Here is a 20,967-nt window from a genome sequence, read left to right on the forward strand (position 1 = left end):
ACCCCCCGTAAATTGATTAATTATATAGTATCATAATTTACATAATTATATAACTTATTCATCACAAGATTTAGGTTTTGATCTATTCAACTTAAGAAGAACAATGAATATCATAAATATAAAAATTGGCATTAAAGATAATATACTCTTTGTGCTGTAATTAACCGACACATAGGCCCCCATCATAGGAGAAATCATCCAGCCTAAGCCTCCCACAAGACCTTGATAACCAAAAAGTTCACCTCTTCTTTCCGAAGGTGTTTTTTCAGCAGTTGTTGAGGTAATAATGGGTTCGATACCTCCGAGGAAGAAAAAAAGAATGCCATATAGCCCAATAAAAATATATAGTGAATTTGCATATCTAAGGGTTAAAGAGATACAAAAACTTATAAAGATTAAAATAGTAGCCAGCTTAAGCTTACTGAGTCTATCTCCTAAACGACTTATTGTAAGCCCAGCCAATGCTGTTGCTAATCCCGCTACTCCATTTATTATTCCCGTCAGCTTTGCTGCCCCTTCTGTACTATCTAGACTCGATTGAATAAAAAGAGGTATATATGGTGAAAACACTGTTCTTGTAACACGATGTAAAAATAGAACCAACAATAAGTATAAAATTAATGGTGTAAAAAGCTTGACCTTGTCTTTATCAGCCTCAGCATCCTCTTGTTTTCCACCTATGGTTGATTTATCCTCAACTAATAAAAATAACACCAGGAAAAATCCTACAATCATAAGTCCTCCTCCTGCAAAAAAGCTAAAACGGTATCCAAATGTTTCTGCAAATATTCCCCCAATAAGGGGTCCAATTGAGTATCCTATAAAGGTTGAAGAAGACATAAATCCAAGGGCATAGGATAATCTATTTTTAGGTGTATTGGCCGCAACAAAGGCAGTTGCTGCGGTTATAGTCCCTGTAAATAGTCCCTGAAATCCTCTTAAAAGTACCAATTGCCAAACATTTGCAACAATACCCATTCCCCCAATTATTACAGAAGCAAACAACATGGCTCTAAGTATCATAAGCTTTCTCCCCCACTTATCAGCCAGTCTTCCCCAGATAGGAGACATTAGACCCATGGTTACTGCCGGTGCAGTACTCAATATACCAGTAAAAAGCTTTATTTGATCAGGATCAGTCACTCCCATTTCTTGAATATAAAAGGGTATAAAGGGAAGACCTAGCCCAAAGCTGGTTAATGATATAATCTGTGTAACCCAAAGTGTATATAGATTTATTTTCCATCGCTCCATAATCTTCATACCTTCTCTTTCATTATTTTTTATCTCCAAATAATAATATCATAGCTAAGCCAAAATTGTTCATTAAATGTTTAGGAAATTGTAACCCATGCCATATTGGACAATAAAAAACAGCATCTTCTGATTTTTTATAAAAGGTGCTGTTTTTTCTAAGTAAAATTATAATTTTTTAGATAATTCCTCAAGCATAAGTGCAGTGGAGTTTATTTCCTGTATAGATGCAGTGATTTCTTCAAGGGCTGCAGCCTGTCCTTGGAAAACAATATCCGTTTCTGTTATATTCTTCTGCATATATTCAACAGCATTCTTTATTTTCTTTAATATACTATTGATTTCATTTATAGATGTACTGCTAGATACTGACAGCTTACGAATCTCCTCAGCAACTACTGCAAAGCCTCTCCCACTCTCACCTGCACGGGCTGCTTCAATAGCTGCATTTAATCCCAAAAGGTTTGTATCCGTTGCCACCCCATTAATAAATTTAACTATTTCATCGGTCTTTTTAGCTTCTATACTAGTTTCTGCAACACTTTCTAGAACCTTGGCATTGGATTGAACAACCTCCTGAACCCCCGTAGATATTTCTTGAATACTAGCAGAAATTTGCTGTAATGCACAGGATAAATTTTGAGCTACATCACTCATTTCAGCTTGTCTTTTTAGACTTCTTGCGGAACTCATTGCTCCAACTATTTGTCCATTTTCATCCTTAATAGGAATACCCACTGCTTTTATTGGAATCCCAAATACTTCCTTGGGAATAATACTAGATACGGCTTTGCGTTGCTTTAAAGCAGTATCTATGGCACTACCCTCTTTTATAGGCATTCCAACATGTATTTCTAAAGGAACATTTTCATTATCTGCATATTCTATATATTCTTCCAGATTTGTTAACCCCACAACAATATCGTCATCAAACAAACTTTGTATATACGGAATGAACTTCTTTAAAGAATCTAATACTTCTTCATGTACATAATCAATATTCATAAATATTCCCCCATAAAAATTTTTTCATTATAATATAATTTTAACATGTTGTTAGCTTATGTCAATTTATGTATATCCTTCTAAAAAAATTTTTTTCCTTTCATATGTATTTTTCATTTGCTTTTGCAAATAATAAAGCCATAAATCAAATTTAGAGCAATATGGAGGTATAGAATATGCAAGGTAAAAATGCAAGACAAAACGTTCAAGATGTTTGTACTCAACTTCAGACCTGTGTTAGTGATCTGAATCAAGCATTAAATACAGTGGAAAAACAGGAAAACAGACAAAAGATTCAAAGTACACTAGATGCAGTAAATAAAGCAATGCAAACTGCCACTACTACACTTTCAACCTATCAAGAATAGCAAAAAACAAAAATAGCTGAGGAGTATTTTTCTTTTCCACAGCTTAATCTTGAAACAAACTAAGAGGATTTATATTGGCTATGCCATATAAATCCTCTTTTGTCATTAATTCTAAATACTAAAATGGTTCATAACCTATGGATATTACTCAATTGGCAAAAATCCCGTTACCCCTATTAAATATTATGCAGTTCTTAGTATTTCTTCAATTTTTTTTGTTTTCTCCTTGCACATTGGATTTATGCTATTGAATTTATAGGGTATACCCATTGCTTCATATTTGTTTACACCAAGGGTATGATAGGGAAGAAGCTCAACCCTTTCTACATTATGAAACTCATCTATTATGTTTTTTAGCTTGTGCATATGGTCTTCACCATCGGTGATTCCCGGTACCACCACATGTCTTATCCATAGCTTTACATTAGATTCCTTTAAGGACTTAGCAAAGCTCCAAAACTCCTCAATATTTCCTCCCGTCAGTTCTTTATAACCCCTTTTATCCACATGCTTTATATCCAAGATAACTAAATCCGTATACCTCAATATCTCTTCGTATTGTCCCATTCCAAAGCCTGCTGTATCTAAGGCCGTATGCAATCCATTTTCCTTACACATTTTAAGAAATTCTATTAAAAATTTAGGCTGCATCAAGGGATCTCCTCCAGAGCATGTGATTCCTCCACCGGAATTTTTAAAGTATGGCTTAAACCTCAGTGCCTTCTTCAAAAGCTCATCAGGGCTCATTTCTTCTCCATCATTAGGATTCCATGTATCTGGATTGTGGCAATATCCACACCTAAGTTTACAGCCTTGAAAAAACACCACAAATCTGACTCCCGGTCCATCCATAAGTCCCATGGTCTCAATTGAATGAATTTTCCCCATCATATCACATCATCCTCCAAATATTAAAGACACTAGATTTCAACCTTACTGACCTTCACTTTCTTTTCTATACTGCTTCATGGAAGGTTCTTTTTATAACTTCCAACTGCTGCTCCCTTGTAAGCCTGTTAAAGTTAACGGCATAGCCTGAAACCCTTATGGTCAACGTAGGATATTTTTGTGGGTTTTCCATTGCATCAATTAGGATTTCTCTATTCATAACATTTACATTCAAATGATGGGCTCCCTGTGCAAAATAGCCGTCCAAAATAGTAACAAGATTACTTATTCTTATCTCTTCATCCTTACCCAATGCTTCGGGTACAATGGAAAATGTATTTGAAACACCGTCCTCACACACTGAACGATAAGGAATCTTGGCAACTGAGTTCAAAGAAGCTAATGCACCACTTTTATCTCTACCGTGCATAGGATTAGCTCCAGGTGAAAATGCTTCCCCTCTCCTTCTTCCATCAGGTGTTGTTCCTGTTTTCTTACCATAAACCACATTAGAAGTAATGGTTAGTACTGATAAAGTTTTATGAGCTTTTCTATAGGATTCATGCTTTTGGAGTTCATTCATAAATGTTCTTAACAATTCTACGGCTATATCATCAGCTCTATCGTCATCATTTCCATATTGAGGGAAGTCTCCTTCTATCTCAAAATCTACAGCTATGCCATTTTCTCTAATTGCCTTTATTTTAGCGTATTTAATTGCACTTAATGAATCACATGCCACGGATAATCCTGCCACTCCAAATGCCATTATCCTATCGACCTCTGTATCATGAAGGGCCATGAAAGAAGACTCGTATGCGTATTTATCGTGCATGTAATGTATTATGTTCATTGTATTTACATAAAGCTCTGCCACATATTCTAAAACCCTGTAGTAGTTTTTTCTTACCTTATCGTAGCACAACTGATCATCCTCAATTTTTTCGATTCCAGGTACTACTAATGCTCCTGTTATCTCGTCTATCCCTCCGTTTATGGCATATAAAAGGGCCTTAGCTATATTACATCTTGCTCCGAAAAACTGCATCTGTTTTCCTAATGCCATTGCAGAAACACAGCATGCTATACCATAATCATCTCCATAGACTGGTCTCATGATATCGTCATTTTCATATTGAATTGAATCACTTATTATAGACATTTTAGAACAATATCTTTTAAAGGCCCCTGGAAGCTTCTCTGACCATAATACAGTCATGTTTGGCTCCGGTGCTGGCCCTAGGTTACTCAGTGTGTGTAAAAATCTAAATGAATTCTTAGTTACAAGGGTATCGCCAGTTATTGTCATACCACCTATGACCTCAGTAATCCAGTTTGGATCTCCAGCAAACAATTCATTGTATTCTGGAGTTCTTAAATGTCTTGCCATTCTAAGCTTTATGACAAATTGATCGATTATCTCCTGGGCTTCTATTTCAGTTAGTATTCCATTTTTTAAATCCCTTTCAATATATATATCAATAAAGGTACTTGTTCTTCCCAGTGACATAGCTGCACCATTATTTTCCTTGATGCCTGCTAGATATCCAAAATATAAAAACTGAACAGCCTCTCTAGCATTTTCGGCGGGTTTAGATATATCAATACCGTAGGAATTAGCCATTTCTTTCATTTCCTTTAGTGCCCTTATTTGATCTGTTAATTCTTCTCTGATTCTAATCAGTTTTTCATTCATAGGGCCAGTTAAGTTTTTAAAGTCCTTTTGTTTCTCCTGTAATAAGAAATCTATCCCATATAAAGCTATCCTTCTATAGTCCCCTATTACTCTACCCCTTCCATAGGCATCGGGAAGACCAGTCAATAACCCTGCACTTCTTGCTTTTTTCATTTCATCGGTATATACATCGAACACCCCTTGATTATGGGTTTTTCTATATTCATTAAAAATAACTTTCATTTTTTCATCTAATTCATATCCATAGGATCTTAGGGCAGACTCTGCCATCCTTATACCACCAAAGGGATTGATCATTCTTTTCAATGGTTCATCCGTCTGCAGTCCAAATATCACTTCATTTTCTTTATCTATGTATCCCGGTTTAAAATTATCAATACCAGAAATATTCACCTGGTCAATATCCAATACTCCTTTTTCAAGCTCCTTTGCAAGAAGCTCATTGCATACGTCCCATAACTTTTTTGTTCTATCAGTGGTACCTTCTAAAAAGTTTTCATTACCTTCATAGGCAGTATGATTCTTAATAATAAATTCCCTTACATTTATATCCTTTGTCCAAGTTCCCCCATTAAATCCTACCCATTCCTTTTTCAACATATAAAAAAACCTCCTCGACTAAATAAGTATATAGTCCAGAGGCTTTACAAAAAATAAATAGACCCCCTGAACTTATCGCCCAGGCGGTCGGCATATCTTCAAATCACACTCCATGTGGTTAATTCCACTTCCGCCAGTCATGTGATCGATTTTAAATGTATATATTATCTTTTAATTGTATTATTATAATAACAACCATGAAGCTTTTTGTCAATATTATTGTATAGAATTCCTATGAAAAATTAATATAGCATACTTAAAAACCTCCTTTGTTTAGTTTACCAAGGAGGTTTTTAAGTGAAATGTTACTTCTTTTAAGAAATCCTATTTTTATACTTACAAATTACCGCTTTGATTGCTAAATAATCTATTTCCTCAGGAAGTTCTTCCTTTATAGGCTTTAATCTCTCACTTCCCACTGCTTGAATAGTATCTAAAATAAGGGATTCCTGGTGGGATGGAATAAACTCATCTAAATCCACCTCTAACCCTTCATCAGCACATCTTATAATATGATTATTTATAGTTAACTGCTTTATTTCCCTCTCCTTAGCAATATCCTTAAGTGATTTACCCTCACTATACATATTAAAGGTTATGATATGACTAGGTACCTTTTCTTCTTTAGATTTTTCCTTCTGCTCTATATTGTCCGTTGATTCCTTCATCTGTATACCATGTTCTTTTATATATTCACCAATAACATTTAAAAACTCATCGCCGTATTTTTCCAGTTTTGATTCTCCTACACCCTTTATTCCAAGCATAGAAGTATGATCTTGGGGATAATATTTACTCATTTCACGCAGTGTGCTATCTGAGAAAACAATATATGGTGGTACATTGTCCCTATTTGAGATATCCTTTCGTAGCCCTCTAAGCACTTCAAATAGAGAGTCGTCTTCCACAGCTTTTTCCTTTTTCTTCTGAATCCTTTGAAATACTTTTTCATTTCCTTTCAAAACTGATACCGCCTTATTTTTCAGCTTAACGACTGGATATTGATCCTGTGTAAGTCCTATATATCCTTCAGCAATCAATACATTTATAATGTCCTTTATCTCCTTTTCCCTATACTCCTTCATAATTCCATAGGTAGATAAGCTGTCAAATCCAAACTCTCTCACCCTTTTATTCTTAGAACCCCTAAGCACCTGGGCAACTAAAGTTGTCCCAAAACGCTCTTTCATTCGATAAATGCAAGAAAATATCTTTTGGGCTTCTATTGTGATATCCGTAAGCTCACTGTCATCTTTACAGGTACTGCAATTTCCGCATTCATCATCAATATGTTCCTCACCAAAATATTCTAATATATACTTCCTTAAACATTTAGATGTATGACAATAATCCACTACAGTTTGCAACTTTTTATACTCGTTTTTCTGCCTAACCTCGGATACTATGCTTTGTTCTATCATATACTTTTGAAGTAGTATATCCTGGGGAGCATATAGCAAAATACATTCACTTGGTTCTCCGTCCCTGCCTCCACGACCGGCTTCTTGATAATATGCTTCCATACTTTTAGGAATGTTATTATGGATTACATATCTTACATTTGATTTGTCTATGCCCATTCCAAAGGCGTTTGTGGCAACAATAATATTTACATCATCATATATAAATTGATCTTGACTTTGTTTTCTATCTATAACGCTCATTCCTGCATGATATTTTCCTACTTTATAACCTTGCCTGCTAATGATTTCATATAAGCTCTCTACCTCTTTTCTAGTAGCAGCATATATAATACCTACTTCTTCTCTATTATTTTCTATATAATTGATTATAAAATCCTTTTTGTTTACTCCCCTTTCCACAGCAAAATACAGATTCTCACGATTGAAGCCGGTTACATAAACATTGGGATTGCTTAAAGCCAGAAGCTCTATGACATCCTTCTTTACGCCTTCCGTGGCAGTAGCTGTAAATGCAGAGACAATGGGTCTACTATTGAGTTCATTTATAAAGCCTGGGATGCACCTATAGCTTGTCCTAAAATCATGTCCCCATTGGGATACACAATGGGCTTCGTCCACAGCCACTAGAGAAATGTCTAAAAAGTTTAGCATCTGTCTAAAGCCCTCTGCTTCTAATCTCTCCGGGGCAATATACAAAAGTTTTATTTCACCATTTCTGGCTTTATTGATTCTATCTTGAACCTCGCTGAAACCTATAGAACTATTTATGAAAGTAGCTGGCATTCCTATGTTTTTCAGTCCATCTACTTGATCCTTCATAAGAGAAATGAGTGGAGAAATTACAAGGGTAAGTCCTTCAAGTAAAAGACTGGGAATCTGGTAACATATAGATTTACCAGCCCCAGTGGGCATTATAGCAAAGGTATCTTTACCCCTTAAGATACTATCTATTATCTTCTCCTGTCCCCTTCTAAAACTATCATATCCATAATATTTTTTTAGTATTTTTTTTGCATTTTCAAGCATTCAGATATACTCCCTTTTTATAGATTCTATTAATAATAGTATATCATTTATAGATAACTAATTAAATGGATATAGCTTGGACAAAATAAAAGCTACTCTACTGGTATATATGTTTATTAAGATTTATTAGGGGTAAACCTCTGGGGGAGCAAAGATTGCAGAAAAACCAGATGATCATTTACCTTAATCATCTGGTTTTGTATTACCTTGGCTCTGGAACAACTAAAGCTTCTAGGCTTGGGGCTCCTCCTGCCAATCCAGCTGCATAGATAGTATAATAATTGTTTGGATTTAATTGAACATTGGGAACCGTTAGGACTACGTCATCGGTTCCGGCTAGACGAACCTCAAAAGTATATGTTCCTGGAGGAACACAAGCATAGTCTGTTATATCCTTATAGCTAATATTGCTAAATACCTTTCTACCATCGGATAATGTTATATCAACAGCTGGAGCATTCGGTGAAAGGTGTACAAATCTTATACAAGGTCTACCAAAGCTTTGTGCAGTATAGGGTTCTGGAATAGGATATAGACTTATATTAGGCAGTTCTCCAACAACTCCCACATTAAAGGCTGTTCCTTCTGGAATATATAAATCTCCATCTAAAACTGGGTCTGTAGTCTCGCCCGCTGGGAAAATCTTAATATTATATTTGCCTGGGTCAACGGATAAATAGGGTGTAATGTCCTTATAAGCAAGATTCTCAGCAATAAGGTTTCCATTTGCATATACGTCTACCGCCGGTGCATTAGGTGAAGCATGGAATAACCTAATAAAGGATTTTTGTGTAGGTGTTGTTCTTCTATACCATCCTCTAGGACTGATTGGTAGCATATATGGATATGGGTATGGATAATATTGCATATCTTCATTTCTCCTTTCAATCGCTAACTACTATCATGATATGAAGGAGCTTTGTATTTGTGCATGAATTGAATATATAAAACTACTCTGAAGATTATTTAAACATTCTTCAGAGTAGTTCATTTATAAGCTGTTGATTAAAATATTATTAAATTGGTTTAATCTAAATACCTTATTTAATAATTAAATGGTATAGCCTATAAATCATAACAGCAATTTGAACCCTTGTGGCCTTTGCATTTGGTATAAAGTCTTCTTTCTTGTCTTCATTGATTATTCCTTCCCTAATACCAAAGGCTATGGATGGTTTTGCCCACTCTGCTATATTATCTCTTTGTGAATATCCTTTTAATTCTTCTAAACTGGCTTCCTTATAGCCTTTTTGAACAAGTATTCTTTCCATTACTGTAATAGCTTCCTGACCCGTTATATTTCCTTCTGGATTAAATTCTTCATGGGATATTCCTTCCATCAAACCATTTTCGTAGGCGGCTGCAACTTCTTCATAGTACCATTTATCATTTGTTATATCTTTAAATGGTATGTCCTTATTTTCAGCTTTATATTTTAGCATTCTTGTCATCAATGTCGCAAATTCTGCCCTTGTTATTTTGGCATTTGGATCGAACTTCTCTTTATCCCTTCCCTTTATTACTCCCTTGGCGGCCATTGCTTCTATTTCATTCCTTGCCCAGCTAACTTTTCCGAGATCATTAAAGCCCATACTAGCTTCTTTGGCAAAGTACTTACTAAAATGATTTGTAATAAATTTGACTGTTTTGGTTTCTGCATCGTATATTCCACCAACTGCCTCTATTGTCCCGTCATCCCTTAGGAGATATACTGTTACCTGTTCTTCATAGGATACTTTTTCTTTGTATGGAATACTTACCTCTATTGGCTCTTCAAAGGTAGATATTTTTTCACCTGCGATTTTTGCATCTAAATCCACTATTATACTTCCCTTAAGTATTGTATTCTCTGATGTTTTTAATATTTCACCTTCATCTGATATTTTTGCATTTAAACTTATTTCTTTCTCCTTTATACTGTCTTTAAAAGCATTAGGAGTTATGTTAAATGATGCTACATCTGTTTGTATTTCTATATTATTTATTCCTGCTTTCGCCACTGAATCAAGTATTCCCGATGGAAGAATTGTCTGTACTTCTTCTATTCTCCTTGTTGGTATCTTTATTGTTATTTTCCTTTCAAGCCTTTTATTTTTCTCTATATTGTTATTTTTTAGTTTTTCTTCTAGGTCTTTCACTCTTTCCATTAGACCTTCTGCTGATTCTGTAATTAATCTTGTACCTACACTTACTATTACCCTATCTCCTTCTTTACTTATATCCCTATCTTTAACTTCTTTTATAGATGATTTATTTATTGCCCCTTCCACTGCTTCAATGATTTCTAGTTCTAGTTTGTTTGAATTTTCTTTTCCTATGTTATTTTTTATTTCCCCAGATATTTTTATGATTTCGTCAAGTATATTATCTATTTCCTTTAAGTCCTTTTGCCTATCCATTAATTTCATTATTGTTTCTATTACTGCCCCTGCCGCTTTGTCTATTTGGGTTTTAATTTTTTTGTCCTTTACTATTTGTGATGATTTTTTTAGGGCTTTCATTAGGTCGATAGTTTCTCTTAATACTTCTTTCCTGCATTTTTCCGTATCTATTCTATTCTCAGCTTTTCCAATTGCCCTTGCCATATCTTCTATGTCTTCTACTAATTTTTTTGCTGCTTCTTCTGATTTTAATTTATTAACATTTCCCTTTATTTTATTAACACCCTTCTTTAAAGCATCTAAAATTTCTTCTTCCGTTGCATACTCATCATTTATGATGTCTAATAGGCCATCTCCACCTATCAAATCAGGATTTTCCCATCCACCTACTGTAAACCATAGCCTTATCCTATCTCCATCTTTTATATATTGATCCTGTACACTAGGCCCGAGCTTTCCATTTATTTCGTACATCCATCCCGATTTTTCATTAATTTCCTTCTCCCTATATCCTCCTATCATGGCGAAATACAATCTCCATCCATAATCTTGAAAATCATAATTAATGCCTTTCTTTTCTAAGGCCCTCACCACTGCATGGGCAACCGTTGGCTTATGGAACTTATCTGCATACCAATCATTGGTTGGCTTTGCTGTCGGCCCAGTTCCAGGTCTTAGGTACGGTTGAAGATCGAATATATCAGTGGTTACTTGATAGTTATTTAGAATTTTTTTGCCTCTGTATCCTTCTATTGTTACTTTTACGGTTACTTGGTCCTCCGGCTGTAGGATTTCTTCTTTTACAAATACTTCTTTACTCTCCGGTCTCACTAGCCCCTTAGTTTTACAATATATTCCTATCCAATATGAACCTGTTTTGTCTATTACTAATTTTCCTCTACCATTTTCATCAGTTGATATTCCCGTAGACACCAATGGAGATATACCAACAGGATCAATAAATATTTCTTCATTAGGTATTGGGTTACCATAATCGTCTTTAATAATTACTTGAAATTCTTTATCTACCTCTACTTCCTTTGGTATATATATGGTTGCAGTCCTAGTACAAGTACCATTACCTGTGAAAATAATGTAATCTCCATCCTTTAAAGGTATATCAAAATCATTTGCCCTAGTATAAAGTCCCCAATAGGGGTTGCCTTCCACCCCGTCAATGGCCTTTGGGGCATCTATTATGTTTTTTCCTTCATCAAAGGTAAGATCATGCTTATACTTTTTCAATATATCATTGGGATAATCTCCTGCATAAACCTTGCCCATGCAATGAGGTAATATTGGAGAATTTGGACCTTCGATTCTAAAGTCTACTGTGATCTCCTTTTTATTATACAAATGTATTTCTTCAGCCGACGGTCTTATAATTGCATTTCCCCTAGCACTTATAAGAAACTCACCTTCTTCATTAATAGTAACCCATGCTCTTCCATCTACTCCTGTTTTTATACCAGTATCTGCAGGTAGCCCGTCGGCTTTACTATAAATTATTTCTACTCCAGCTATAGGTTGATTGTTTGAACCATATACATAAACAGGGAATTTCTTACCTACTCCTAGCTCTTTTGTTGGAACATTTATTGTTGTGTATACTGGATTAATGATTGATTCATCGGCTAGAATAATTTCTTCCTCTCCATAAAGGATATCAGTCGGCAAAGAATTAGTCTTTAGTGTCTTATCTTTAAATACTAACCATTGCCAGCCTTTTTCACCATTGATGCTGGTTATATTGTTATTAGCTCCCTCATGATAAATATTTGCTTCTTCTAATGCATGAGTAACTGCATCATATAATGTTGTCTCACCTGACGTAATATTTACACGGGTTAGAGGAAGTAGGGTTTTATTTTTTCCCTCTATCCTTACTGTAACATCTGCAATATTTTTATTATATGGTATATGATAGAAGATTGTTGATTTTCCATTTTTGTAGAAGTCTTTTAAGGCTGCGAGGGCTTGTAGGGCTTGTTCTGTAGCTATATTATTACTACCGGTCCCCTTTGTGTGTTCAAAACTTCCATCGGATAATTGATTGTTAAGCATAGCTGATACGGGATTACCATAACCCCTTATAAATGCACTATCCTGTGGATCGATTCCTAGAGCCGTAAGACCCATTATAATTTGTGCTGTAGATTCTGTATTTGTTATATCAGTTCCAAAACAATCGAAGCCACCATGTTCATTCTGCTGTTTTTTTAGCCATTCTACAGTTTCATTTACGGATTCCTTAACATTCTCTCTATCCTTATATGGTGCCAAAGCGTAAAGTGCCATGCCTGTAACATCGATATCAGTATCTTCTCCATCAACAGACCATCCAGCTCCATCTTTATGTTTTAATAGATAATCTATTAGAAATTCTTGAGTGAAATATCCCTTGTCTTCCGGTACTTCTGCCTCTGCTGCATCTAAAGCAATAAGAGCCCATACAGCAGCATTATTTCCCTGCCCTAAACTGCCATAGCCATATATTTTTTCTATAAGGTTCATTTCCCCAAAATTATGTGGATCATATCTTCCAGAAAGTATTCCTAGTGTTGCCTTCACATAATCAGTAATCAACTCAAATTCATCATTTGCACTTATTGTATTCCATAGACTATCTATATAGCTTCTTCCATCGGATAGATATGGACTTTTATTTATGTTCTCTCCAGCGGCACTTAGGCCAAATGCTATCCAATCCCCTTGTGGAATACCTTTTTTCTTATAATAATTGATAGCTGATTGTGTTTTTTTGTCTATTTGATCCTTTGATATATTATGTGCATTGGCATCTACTACAATTATGGGAAAAACTTTTTCTATTTGAGGGTTAGTAATAGATGTTGCTACTATATTTGTTCTTCCAGTGCTTATTCCTTTTACATGCCCCATATCGTCCACGGTAGCTATCTCTTCATTTTGGATAGACCATGTAACTCGTTCATTATGCATAATACTTCCAAACTGGTTATATACGTCTGCCTTTAAATCAAGAATTTCATTTACAATTATACTTTCTTTATCTGCAGTAATTTTAATTTCATCTATCCTAATTTCCTGATTATTTTCGAAGTTGAATTTAACTAAGCTGTCTCCATTTTTACCATATGTACCTATGATATATAGGCTGTCTTTAGTTTTGTTTAAAAAAGTATTTATGAATTGTCCATATTTATCTTTATCGTAGCTTACATATTGTATAACATTTCCCTCAGGATTTATTCTTAACACCTTACTTTTAACAGCCGTTAAATTGAAATGCTTTTTTTCATATTCAACGGCAACTACACAAATATTCCCTTCATCATCGACTATAAATGATCCCATTGGCACTAAAATATGAATATCGTCAGTCAGGTTATTTAGTTTCTTTTTCCATAACTCTTTACCTTGATTATCAAGAGCACAAAACGAATAATTGTTTTTGCTTTCTTCTAGTATAAAGTATAATCTTTCTTTATTATCTAATATAATTTTAGGATTACTTGCTAAATCAGTACCCCTTAAACCATAATACTTCCACTTAATTATTCCATTTTCTACAGCACATACTCCTCTAAACTTATTTAGTTCTTCACTGAAGTATAAATATACCACACCATTATCATCAACTTGCATATTCCCATTACCAAAAGTTATATCTTCAATGACATACTTACTTATTTCATTACCTTTATCACTTATTGTAGTTAATATACTATCTCCATATTTTTGTGCTACACAGATAATATTCTCCTCATTATCTAATTCAAAGGAATAAAGTTCATTGTTAAATTCTATATCCCATTTTTTATTACCATCGCTATCTATTGCATATAACCGAGAATGGTTACCGCTTGCAACTGCAAAATATACTGTTCCATCACAACTTTGCTCTATATTATCTATATAACTTCCAGCAATGTTATCACTCTTATACTCCCATTTAATAGTCTTATCAGTATTAATAGCTTTTACTTCATAATCATCATGTTTATCCCTTACCAAGCAATAGATAGTATTATCTTGACCAGTTTCAATATAATCAATATATGTTCCTAGATTCAATCGCCAATTTCCCATTTCATCATTGCGATTTATAGATACTAGTTCATTATGACCATTTATCGCTTCAATATAATAGATTTCTTCATTATTCCCCTCAGCCATATATTGAGATAATCTATTGCTATTGACATGCCATTCATATCCAAATGATGGGACCACATGTAATTTACGTGTGTGGGTCATTTCTTGGGTACTTCCTTCTATGTTAGTAGTTCCACAAGACAAAGCAGTTACTCTTCCTTTTTGATTCACTGTTGCTATGCTTTCATTTGAGCTTGCCCACTTTATATCTCCTAGTTCAATAGCATTATCATATTGATTAACAGGTGATAATGTCACAGAACCTGGAAAAGCCGTTACTGCTTCTTTAGGAAATATATCTCTATATACACTGGGTCCTTTTTTCACCTTATATGTTATCTCTCCCGTTACTCTAACATCTGTACAAGATATTACATCTAGGTAATATATTCCCTCGGATTTAGGATTAAGCAACCCTGTATGATCTATAGTCGAAAAATAATTTATTATACTATACCAAATTACTTCCTCATCAGCCATTAGGTTTCCATATTGGTCAAGCACTTCTACTTGGAATTGATACGGTACACCATATTCTACGGTTAACTCATCCGTAATTTCCTCACCATTTTTATCTAATATTTTGATAATAGTTGGCGTTGAAGGTTTTGCTATAACTTCTACTGTTGTCCGGTCAATTATATTTGTTCCTTTTATATTTACGCTTATTTCTACCTCTCCCGTTTTTTTGCAAATCAACGTTCCATTTTTTTTATCTACTTCGACAATTGAGTTGTCTGAGCTTACCCATTCAAGTTCTTCTCCTATCATAACTTTTCCATCTATATTCCTTACAGCAACAGCTAAGGTTTCATTTAAATTTACTCCTAGCTTTTTATTTTTTTCTATTATCTCTATAGAAGCTGGATGTTCAGTATGCCTTCTTTTAATTTTAGCCCCTATAACGTTTGTTGAGTAGCTTTTAGCTCCTAGGAGAACATTGCCATCTATATAGATATTGTTATAATTAGGCATAGTCCCTCCAACTGGAAGTATTTCTGACACTTTATTTCCATATGGGCCTATAACAAATAATGCTCCTCCTCCATCAATTGTTTCTGGATAATAGGCATACCCTTCATGATCTATTACCAAATCATCAAATTCATGATTACTATCTTTATAAATGTAATTCTCAGTACCATTAGAATTAATCGCGATTATTTCACTTTTATCAATATCATTGTTACAAATAACTACATATACTGTATTGTCAACACCTAAGTTAATTGAAACAATATCATAATCATGAGGATTAGTTTTTAATATATAATCATTCATAGGATGGTCTTTTACTATGGTCCCATCAGATGAATTTAATACTTTAATAGTACAATTGTTATCTACAACATATACGTTCCCTTTATTATCTACTACAGGCGTCAATACTCCGTCATTTGTTATATAGCTCCATTTTTCGATTCCATCAGAATTTAATACCTGTATTTTACCGTCTTTTATGCTTGAATTTTTTCCTTTAATAGCTATATATATATTATTATTCTTATCTTTAATTGGAGGTTGCTCTATTCTATAGTCTTCCAATTTTCTATTTAGCCCATGTTTGTTGATTATATAGTGCCATTTTTCATTCCCATTTTTTGTGTATCTGTATAAACCTTTTTTTGATGTTATCACTATTTCATCATCTATTATTATTGGGTTAGTCTCAGATAGCCCTGATTCATTAATTCTCTGCTTCCATCTTACTCTTCCATCATCAGGACTTATTGCGAAAAGCTGTGTTTCAAATTTTGAGTTATTAAAATCCTCTATTTTGGTTTGAATATATACTGTTCCATCGTCTCCATATGCCGGAATATATGGTTTATTACTAGTGTGTATATCATCTATTCTAGTATTCCATATCTCATGCCCGTATAAGTCAAATGCATATATTCTAATACCATCCTCGTCCACCTGTCCCTTAGCACCATTATCTCTAATTGCATATACTACTCCATCGTTCATACCTGCAGATATAAAATCTTGCATTCCAGTAGAAACTGCTTCTCTCCTAAGAAAATCTAGTTTTATTTCTAAACCATATTTTCCCAATTCATCTACGTTGAAACAAATTGTTATTAAGTCCTTAATTCTTTCTGATTCGTCATAACATACTTTTATTTTATAGGAATTTCCAATTGCTAACTTATTGTTTAAGTGTATTATTATTTTTCCCTTGTCATAGTCATCTAGTTCCGCTAAGTCCGCTCCTGTTCCTTCAGTTATTAATTCCTGACCCTTGTATAAATATATATATAATCCATTTATATAATCTTCGTCAACATCTTGACTCATTCTCATAAATATTTCATCTTCTGGTGATATTGTTCTTCCATCTATTGGACTCTCAGCCCCTATGGTTTGGAGCTTTGTATCAAATGTCCATATTATATTTTCGTCCAACACTTCTATTTTTTCACCATCTCGGAATTCTATGGATTCTTTTGCTATATCTATTTTGTATACATGCCCTTCTTTTAACTCTATACTATTCCCATTTTCATCTTTTAGATGTACTTCTAATTTTTGCGGGTAATCTTGATTAAGTATTAATTCATGTTTAGACCTACTTCCATAGATGTCATTTGCTTTTCCATCATTATCCTCATCATAAAATACTAATACTTTTACTGGTATATGGGCATCTCTTAATTGTATCTTTTTATTAAATATCACATTTATTTCTGTATTCTTTTCTACTCCACTAGCTTTATCCAATGGTACTAGACTTTCTACTGCTAAGGGCTGCTGTATTGTATCAAATTCCCATGCAATTCCATCTAACTTTTTTCCACTATCTTTGAATTTTATAATACCTGTTGGTATTCCCGCTCTATAATAATAGTTTTTATCTAATGTTATTGTTTTACCATCAGCCCATCTAAATACTCCTATTGTAGCTTCTCCATTACTATCATTTTCTAATTCCAATAAATACTCTTTTTCTCCATAAATATCATATATATCCTTATATAGCTTTCCATCTTTTGATCTTGATATCTCCGTATAGAGATCATTTTCACCTTCTAAGCTTTCTACTGCTTCATTAAATTTTATCTTTATTTCGCTTCCCTCTTTTACTCCACTGGCCTTATCTGATGGTGTTAGGCTTACCACTGCCAATTTTGTTACTTCTTCTCCTAGCAATTCCGAATTATTCTCATTCTTTATTTCTTCTATTGTATTTTCTTTATTCCCTTCTTGCGTTGTAGCTTCTCCTACCTTAATTTCTATTATTTGAGTTGCTTCAGAATTCTTATTTGATTTAACCTTTATGGTCACACTCCCAACTTGGACTCCTGTTACTTCTCCCGTTGTTTCATCGACTTTTGCCTTTGTTTCATCTTCACTACTCCAAGTTATTTCTTCTCCTTCTATTTCCTCCCCATGTTGATCCTTGACCACCGCTGTTAGTTCTATTGTGTTCCCTACTTCCACAGTGGTTTCTCCACTTATTTCTATGCTTGCTACTTCCCTTGCTTCTACTTTTTCTACACTAATTTCTATTGTCTGAGTTACCTCAGGATTTGTATTTGATATAGCCTTTATAGTTAAATCTCCAGCTTCTAATCCTGTTACTTCTCCCGTTGTTTCATCGACTTCTGCCTTTGTTTCATCTTCACTACTCCAAGTTATTTCTTCTCCTTCTACTTCCTTGCCATGTTGGTCCTTGACTACTGCTGTTAGTTCTATTGTGTTCCCTACTTCTACAGTGGTTTCTCCACTTATTTCTATGCTTGCTACTTCTCTTGCTTCTACTTTTTCTACATTAATTTCTATTGTCTGAGTTACATCTGGATTTGTATTTGATGTAGCCTTTATAGTTAAATCTCCAGCTTCTAATCCTGTTACTTCTCCCGTTGTTTCATCGACTTCTGCCTTTGTTTCATCTTCACTACTCCAAGTTATTTCTTCTCCTTCTATTTCCTCCCCATGTTGATCCTTGACTACTGCTGTTAGTTCTATTGTGTTTCCTACTCCTACAGTAGTTTCTCCACTTATTTCTATACTTACTATTTCTAATAAATCCTCAGCTACTATAGGAGATGTCATTGATAGCAGCATTGATAATATTATAAATATACTAACAGTCTTCCTTATTTTTAAAGCCTTCACTAAAAATCCCCCCTGTATGCTTTAGAATATATATTTTTTGTCTAAATCTATTATATTTTGTATATATAATTTTAAAAAATAAATGTGACATTTATTCTTATTGTATATGTTCTAATTATTTGTTTTGATTATAATTACTAAAAAGCAAATAGAAGCTATAGCTTCTATTTGCTTTTTAGTGAAAAAATTCTACTTAAGTTTCTTTACCAACTAGATTTTACAAATTTTATAGAATCATTATTACTTAATTCAGTGGCTGAAGCTGTATGTGTTCCATATTGAGTATTTAAATAGTATTCCCAATAATAATCGTTACCAATCTTAAGTACATAACTACCCTGAGAATCAAGCTTCACATTAGCTGATACCCAATCCCAATCCCAATTAGCATCATCCACATCGGTACATCCATCTGAATCATTTTGTAATTCTAATGCAAAAAGTAATGCATGAAGCCCTGATGGACTATATTGTAATACATCGGCATCATCAAAGCCCTGCCCAAATACATCATCTAAATCAAATTCTTCTACTGTAAGATTTGATTTTGTGAAATCTCCTACAGTATCTCCATCCACCTTAACAGAAATTCCTGTTACATCACCTGTATATGTGGTTCCTTCCACTACAACATAGCATGTAACAGAAACTGGATTATCATCTGGTGTATCATAAGTTATTGTAATTGTAGCATTTCCACTTCCCATAGTCTTTATTGTGACTTCATCTGTATCTTCTAATTTACTTACAGTTTTTCGTCCTTTTTTAAATTTAACTACACTATCATCTGAAGTTTCCCAAGTCAAATATTCTTTTTCAATATCTGTAAATCCATGCTTAACATACGAAGAGTCTAATCCAACAGCTTTTACATATTCTGTAATACCTATGCCTTGTTTAACTATAGTAAAATCATCACCATCTGCCAACGTAATATACGGATAAGTAGTACACCCATCATCTGCAAATGCAGGCACTGCTAATACGGTTACCATCATAAATACAACTAATAACATACTCAAACCTTTTTTCATCAACATTCATCTCCTTTGTATTTCTTCAATTTTAAAAATTAAAATTTAGTGTATAATACTAATAACTTAAAGCTATAAACCTTTCCCTTCATTCCCCCTTTATGATATGTCACCAGTGACTTGGTTTTATAAACAAAAAGACACTACCACATATACATTGGTAGTGCCTCCAGTTTTCTTGGTCAGCGCTTTTTTTTGATTATAACTTTATGGATTTTTTTAGTTCCTCTACCCTTATGGGCAAGGCATCCTGTATAACGACCTTTAATTCTCCATACCCTGTATTTCGAATCAACTCAATTAAATGCTTCTCCTTTTCACTTACAAGTATTTGACTTTGGTTCTTACTCAAAATGGTATCCCCCTTTGTTTTGTCGATAATTACCATTTGGAATTACATTAAGTCTTTTTAATACTTAGCAAATCATTTTTACTGGACTCTATGTTTATTAAATTAATCCAAAATAATAAACCCTAACCTCCAATGGAAGTTAGGGCTTTTATGGTATAATTTCTATGTATTACCATAATATCTGTAGACAGCTAATATAAATCTACTGTTCTACATATTGCCTTTCATCGGAAGGTATAATGCAAAGCTGCTTAGGCAGGTCTCCTGACTTATGGATCATTGCTCTTCTTGGCCTTCCCAGAAAATTTCCAGTGGCATACGAAAGAATTACTTCCCATTTACAGTGGCCGGACCGCTCTGGACTTTCACCAGATTCCCTTTTAATCTTTGTAATCAATAGAACAAATTGCATAATTACTTTCTACAAAATCATCTACTATATATGGTTTTAAAAGCCACAAAGCTATACCACATATATTATGCAATTCTGCCAAGTCAGAGTCATGCAATTTTCTCAATATCCAAAGAACCTAAATAGTATACTATATATAATTTTAAGTTTTAATAATAATCTTAGTACTTGTTCAATATAAATTATAACTATATTTCCATAAAATATCAATTAGTTTTCCCTGATTTTCATGAAAAATCGTATGTCAAATTGTGACATTATTCTTATT

Annotated in this window: 10 protein-coding genes and 2 riboswitches; of the genes, 1 reads left to right on the top strand and 9 read right to left on the bottom strand. The window is 33.9% G+C overall.

Going from position 1 to position 20,967, the window contains the following annotated elements:
• Positions 1–54: 54 nt before the first annotated feature.
• Positions 55–1,254, bottom strand: coding sequence for an MFS transporter (locus N4A68_11105; GenBank protein ID MCT4564843.1), 1,200 nt, complete (start codon positions 1,252–1,254; stop codon positions 55–57).
• 168 nt (positions 1,255–1,422) lie between these two features.
• The gene (locus tag N4A68_11110; GenBank protein MCT4564844.1) at positions 1,423–1,911 is read right to left on the bottom strand and encodes a methyl-accepting chemotaxis protein; all 489 of its coding nucleotides are present in this window, start codon (positions 1,909–1,911) and stop codon (positions 1,423–1,425) included.
• A 524-nt stretch (positions 1,912–2,435) separates the two neighbouring features.
• Here N4A68_11110 and N4A68_11115 point away from each other — a divergent pair.
• On the top strand, positions 2,436–2,627 hold the full coding sequence (locus N4A68_11115; GenBank protein ID MCT4564845.1) for a hypothetical protein: 192 nt from the start codon (positions 2,436–2,438) through the stop codon (positions 2,625–2,627).
• Between the two features lie 183 nt (positions 2,628–2,810).
• On the opposite strand, the gene pflA is transcribed toward N4A68_11115, so the two are convergent.
• The 7 genes from pflA to N4A68_11150 all read right to left on the bottom strand — a co-directional run bounded on the left by pflA (position 2,811) and on the right by N4A68_11150 (position 20,287).
• The gene (gene pflA, locus N4A68_11120) at positions 2,811–3,515 is read right to left on the bottom strand and encodes a pyruvate formate-lyase-activating protein (GenBank protein ID MCT4564846.1); all 705 of its coding nucleotides are present in this window, start codon (positions 3,513–3,515) and stop codon (positions 2,811–2,813) included.
• A gap of 67 nt (positions 3,516–3,582) precedes the next feature.
• Positions 3,583–5,808, bottom strand: a complete 2,226-nt coding sequence (gene pflB / locus N4A68_11125) for a formate C-acetyltransferase (protein ID MCT4564847.1) — start codon at positions 5,806–5,808, stop codon at positions 3,583–3,585.
• Positions 5,809–5,881: 73 nt separating this feature from the next.
• Positions 5,882–5,962: riboswitch (ZMP/ZTP riboswitch) on the bottom strand.
• A gap of 163 nt (positions 5,963–6,125) precedes the next feature.
• On the bottom strand, positions 6,126–8,261 hold the full coding sequence (gene recQ, locus N4A68_11130) for a DNA helicase RecQ (GenBank protein ID MCT4564848.1): 2,136 nt from the start codon (positions 8,259–8,261) through the stop codon (positions 6,126–6,128).
• 202 nt (positions 8,262–8,463) lie between these two features.
• Entirely contained in the window at positions 8,464–9,129 is a 666-nt protein-coding gene (locus N4A68_11135; protein ID MCT4564849.1) for a DUF4397 domain-containing protein, read from the bottom strand.
• A gap of 172 nt (positions 9,130–9,301) precedes the next feature.
• Positions 9,302–18,901 carry an Ig-like domain-containing protein gene (locus N4A68_11140; protein ID MCT4564850.1) on the bottom strand — a complete coding sequence of 3,200 codons (9,600 nt, stop codon included), beginning with the start codon at positions 18,899–18,901 and terminating at the stop codon, positions 9,302–9,304.
• Positions 18,902–19,104: 203 nt separating this feature from the next.
• The gene (locus N4A68_11145; GenBank protein MCT4564851.1) at positions 19,105–19,935 is read right to left on the bottom strand and encodes a hypothetical protein; all 831 of its coding nucleotides are present in this window, start codon (positions 19,933–19,935) and stop codon (positions 19,105–19,107) included.
• A gap of 199 nt (positions 19,936–20,134) precedes the next feature.
• On the bottom strand, positions 20,135–20,287 hold the full coding sequence (locus N4A68_11150; GenBank protein MCT4564852.1) for a DUF2292 domain-containing protein: 153 nt from the start codon (positions 20,285–20,287) through the stop codon (positions 20,135–20,137).
• Positions 20,288–20,523: 236 nt separating this feature from the next.
• Positions 20,524–20,709: riboswitch (cobalamin riboswitch) on the bottom strand.
• Positions 20,710–20,967 lie beyond the last annotated feature (258 nt).

It is taken from the genome of Maledivibacter sp., assembly GCA_025210375.1.
GTDB lineage: Bacteria > Bacillota > Clostridia > Peptostreptococcales > Caminicellaceae > JAOASB01.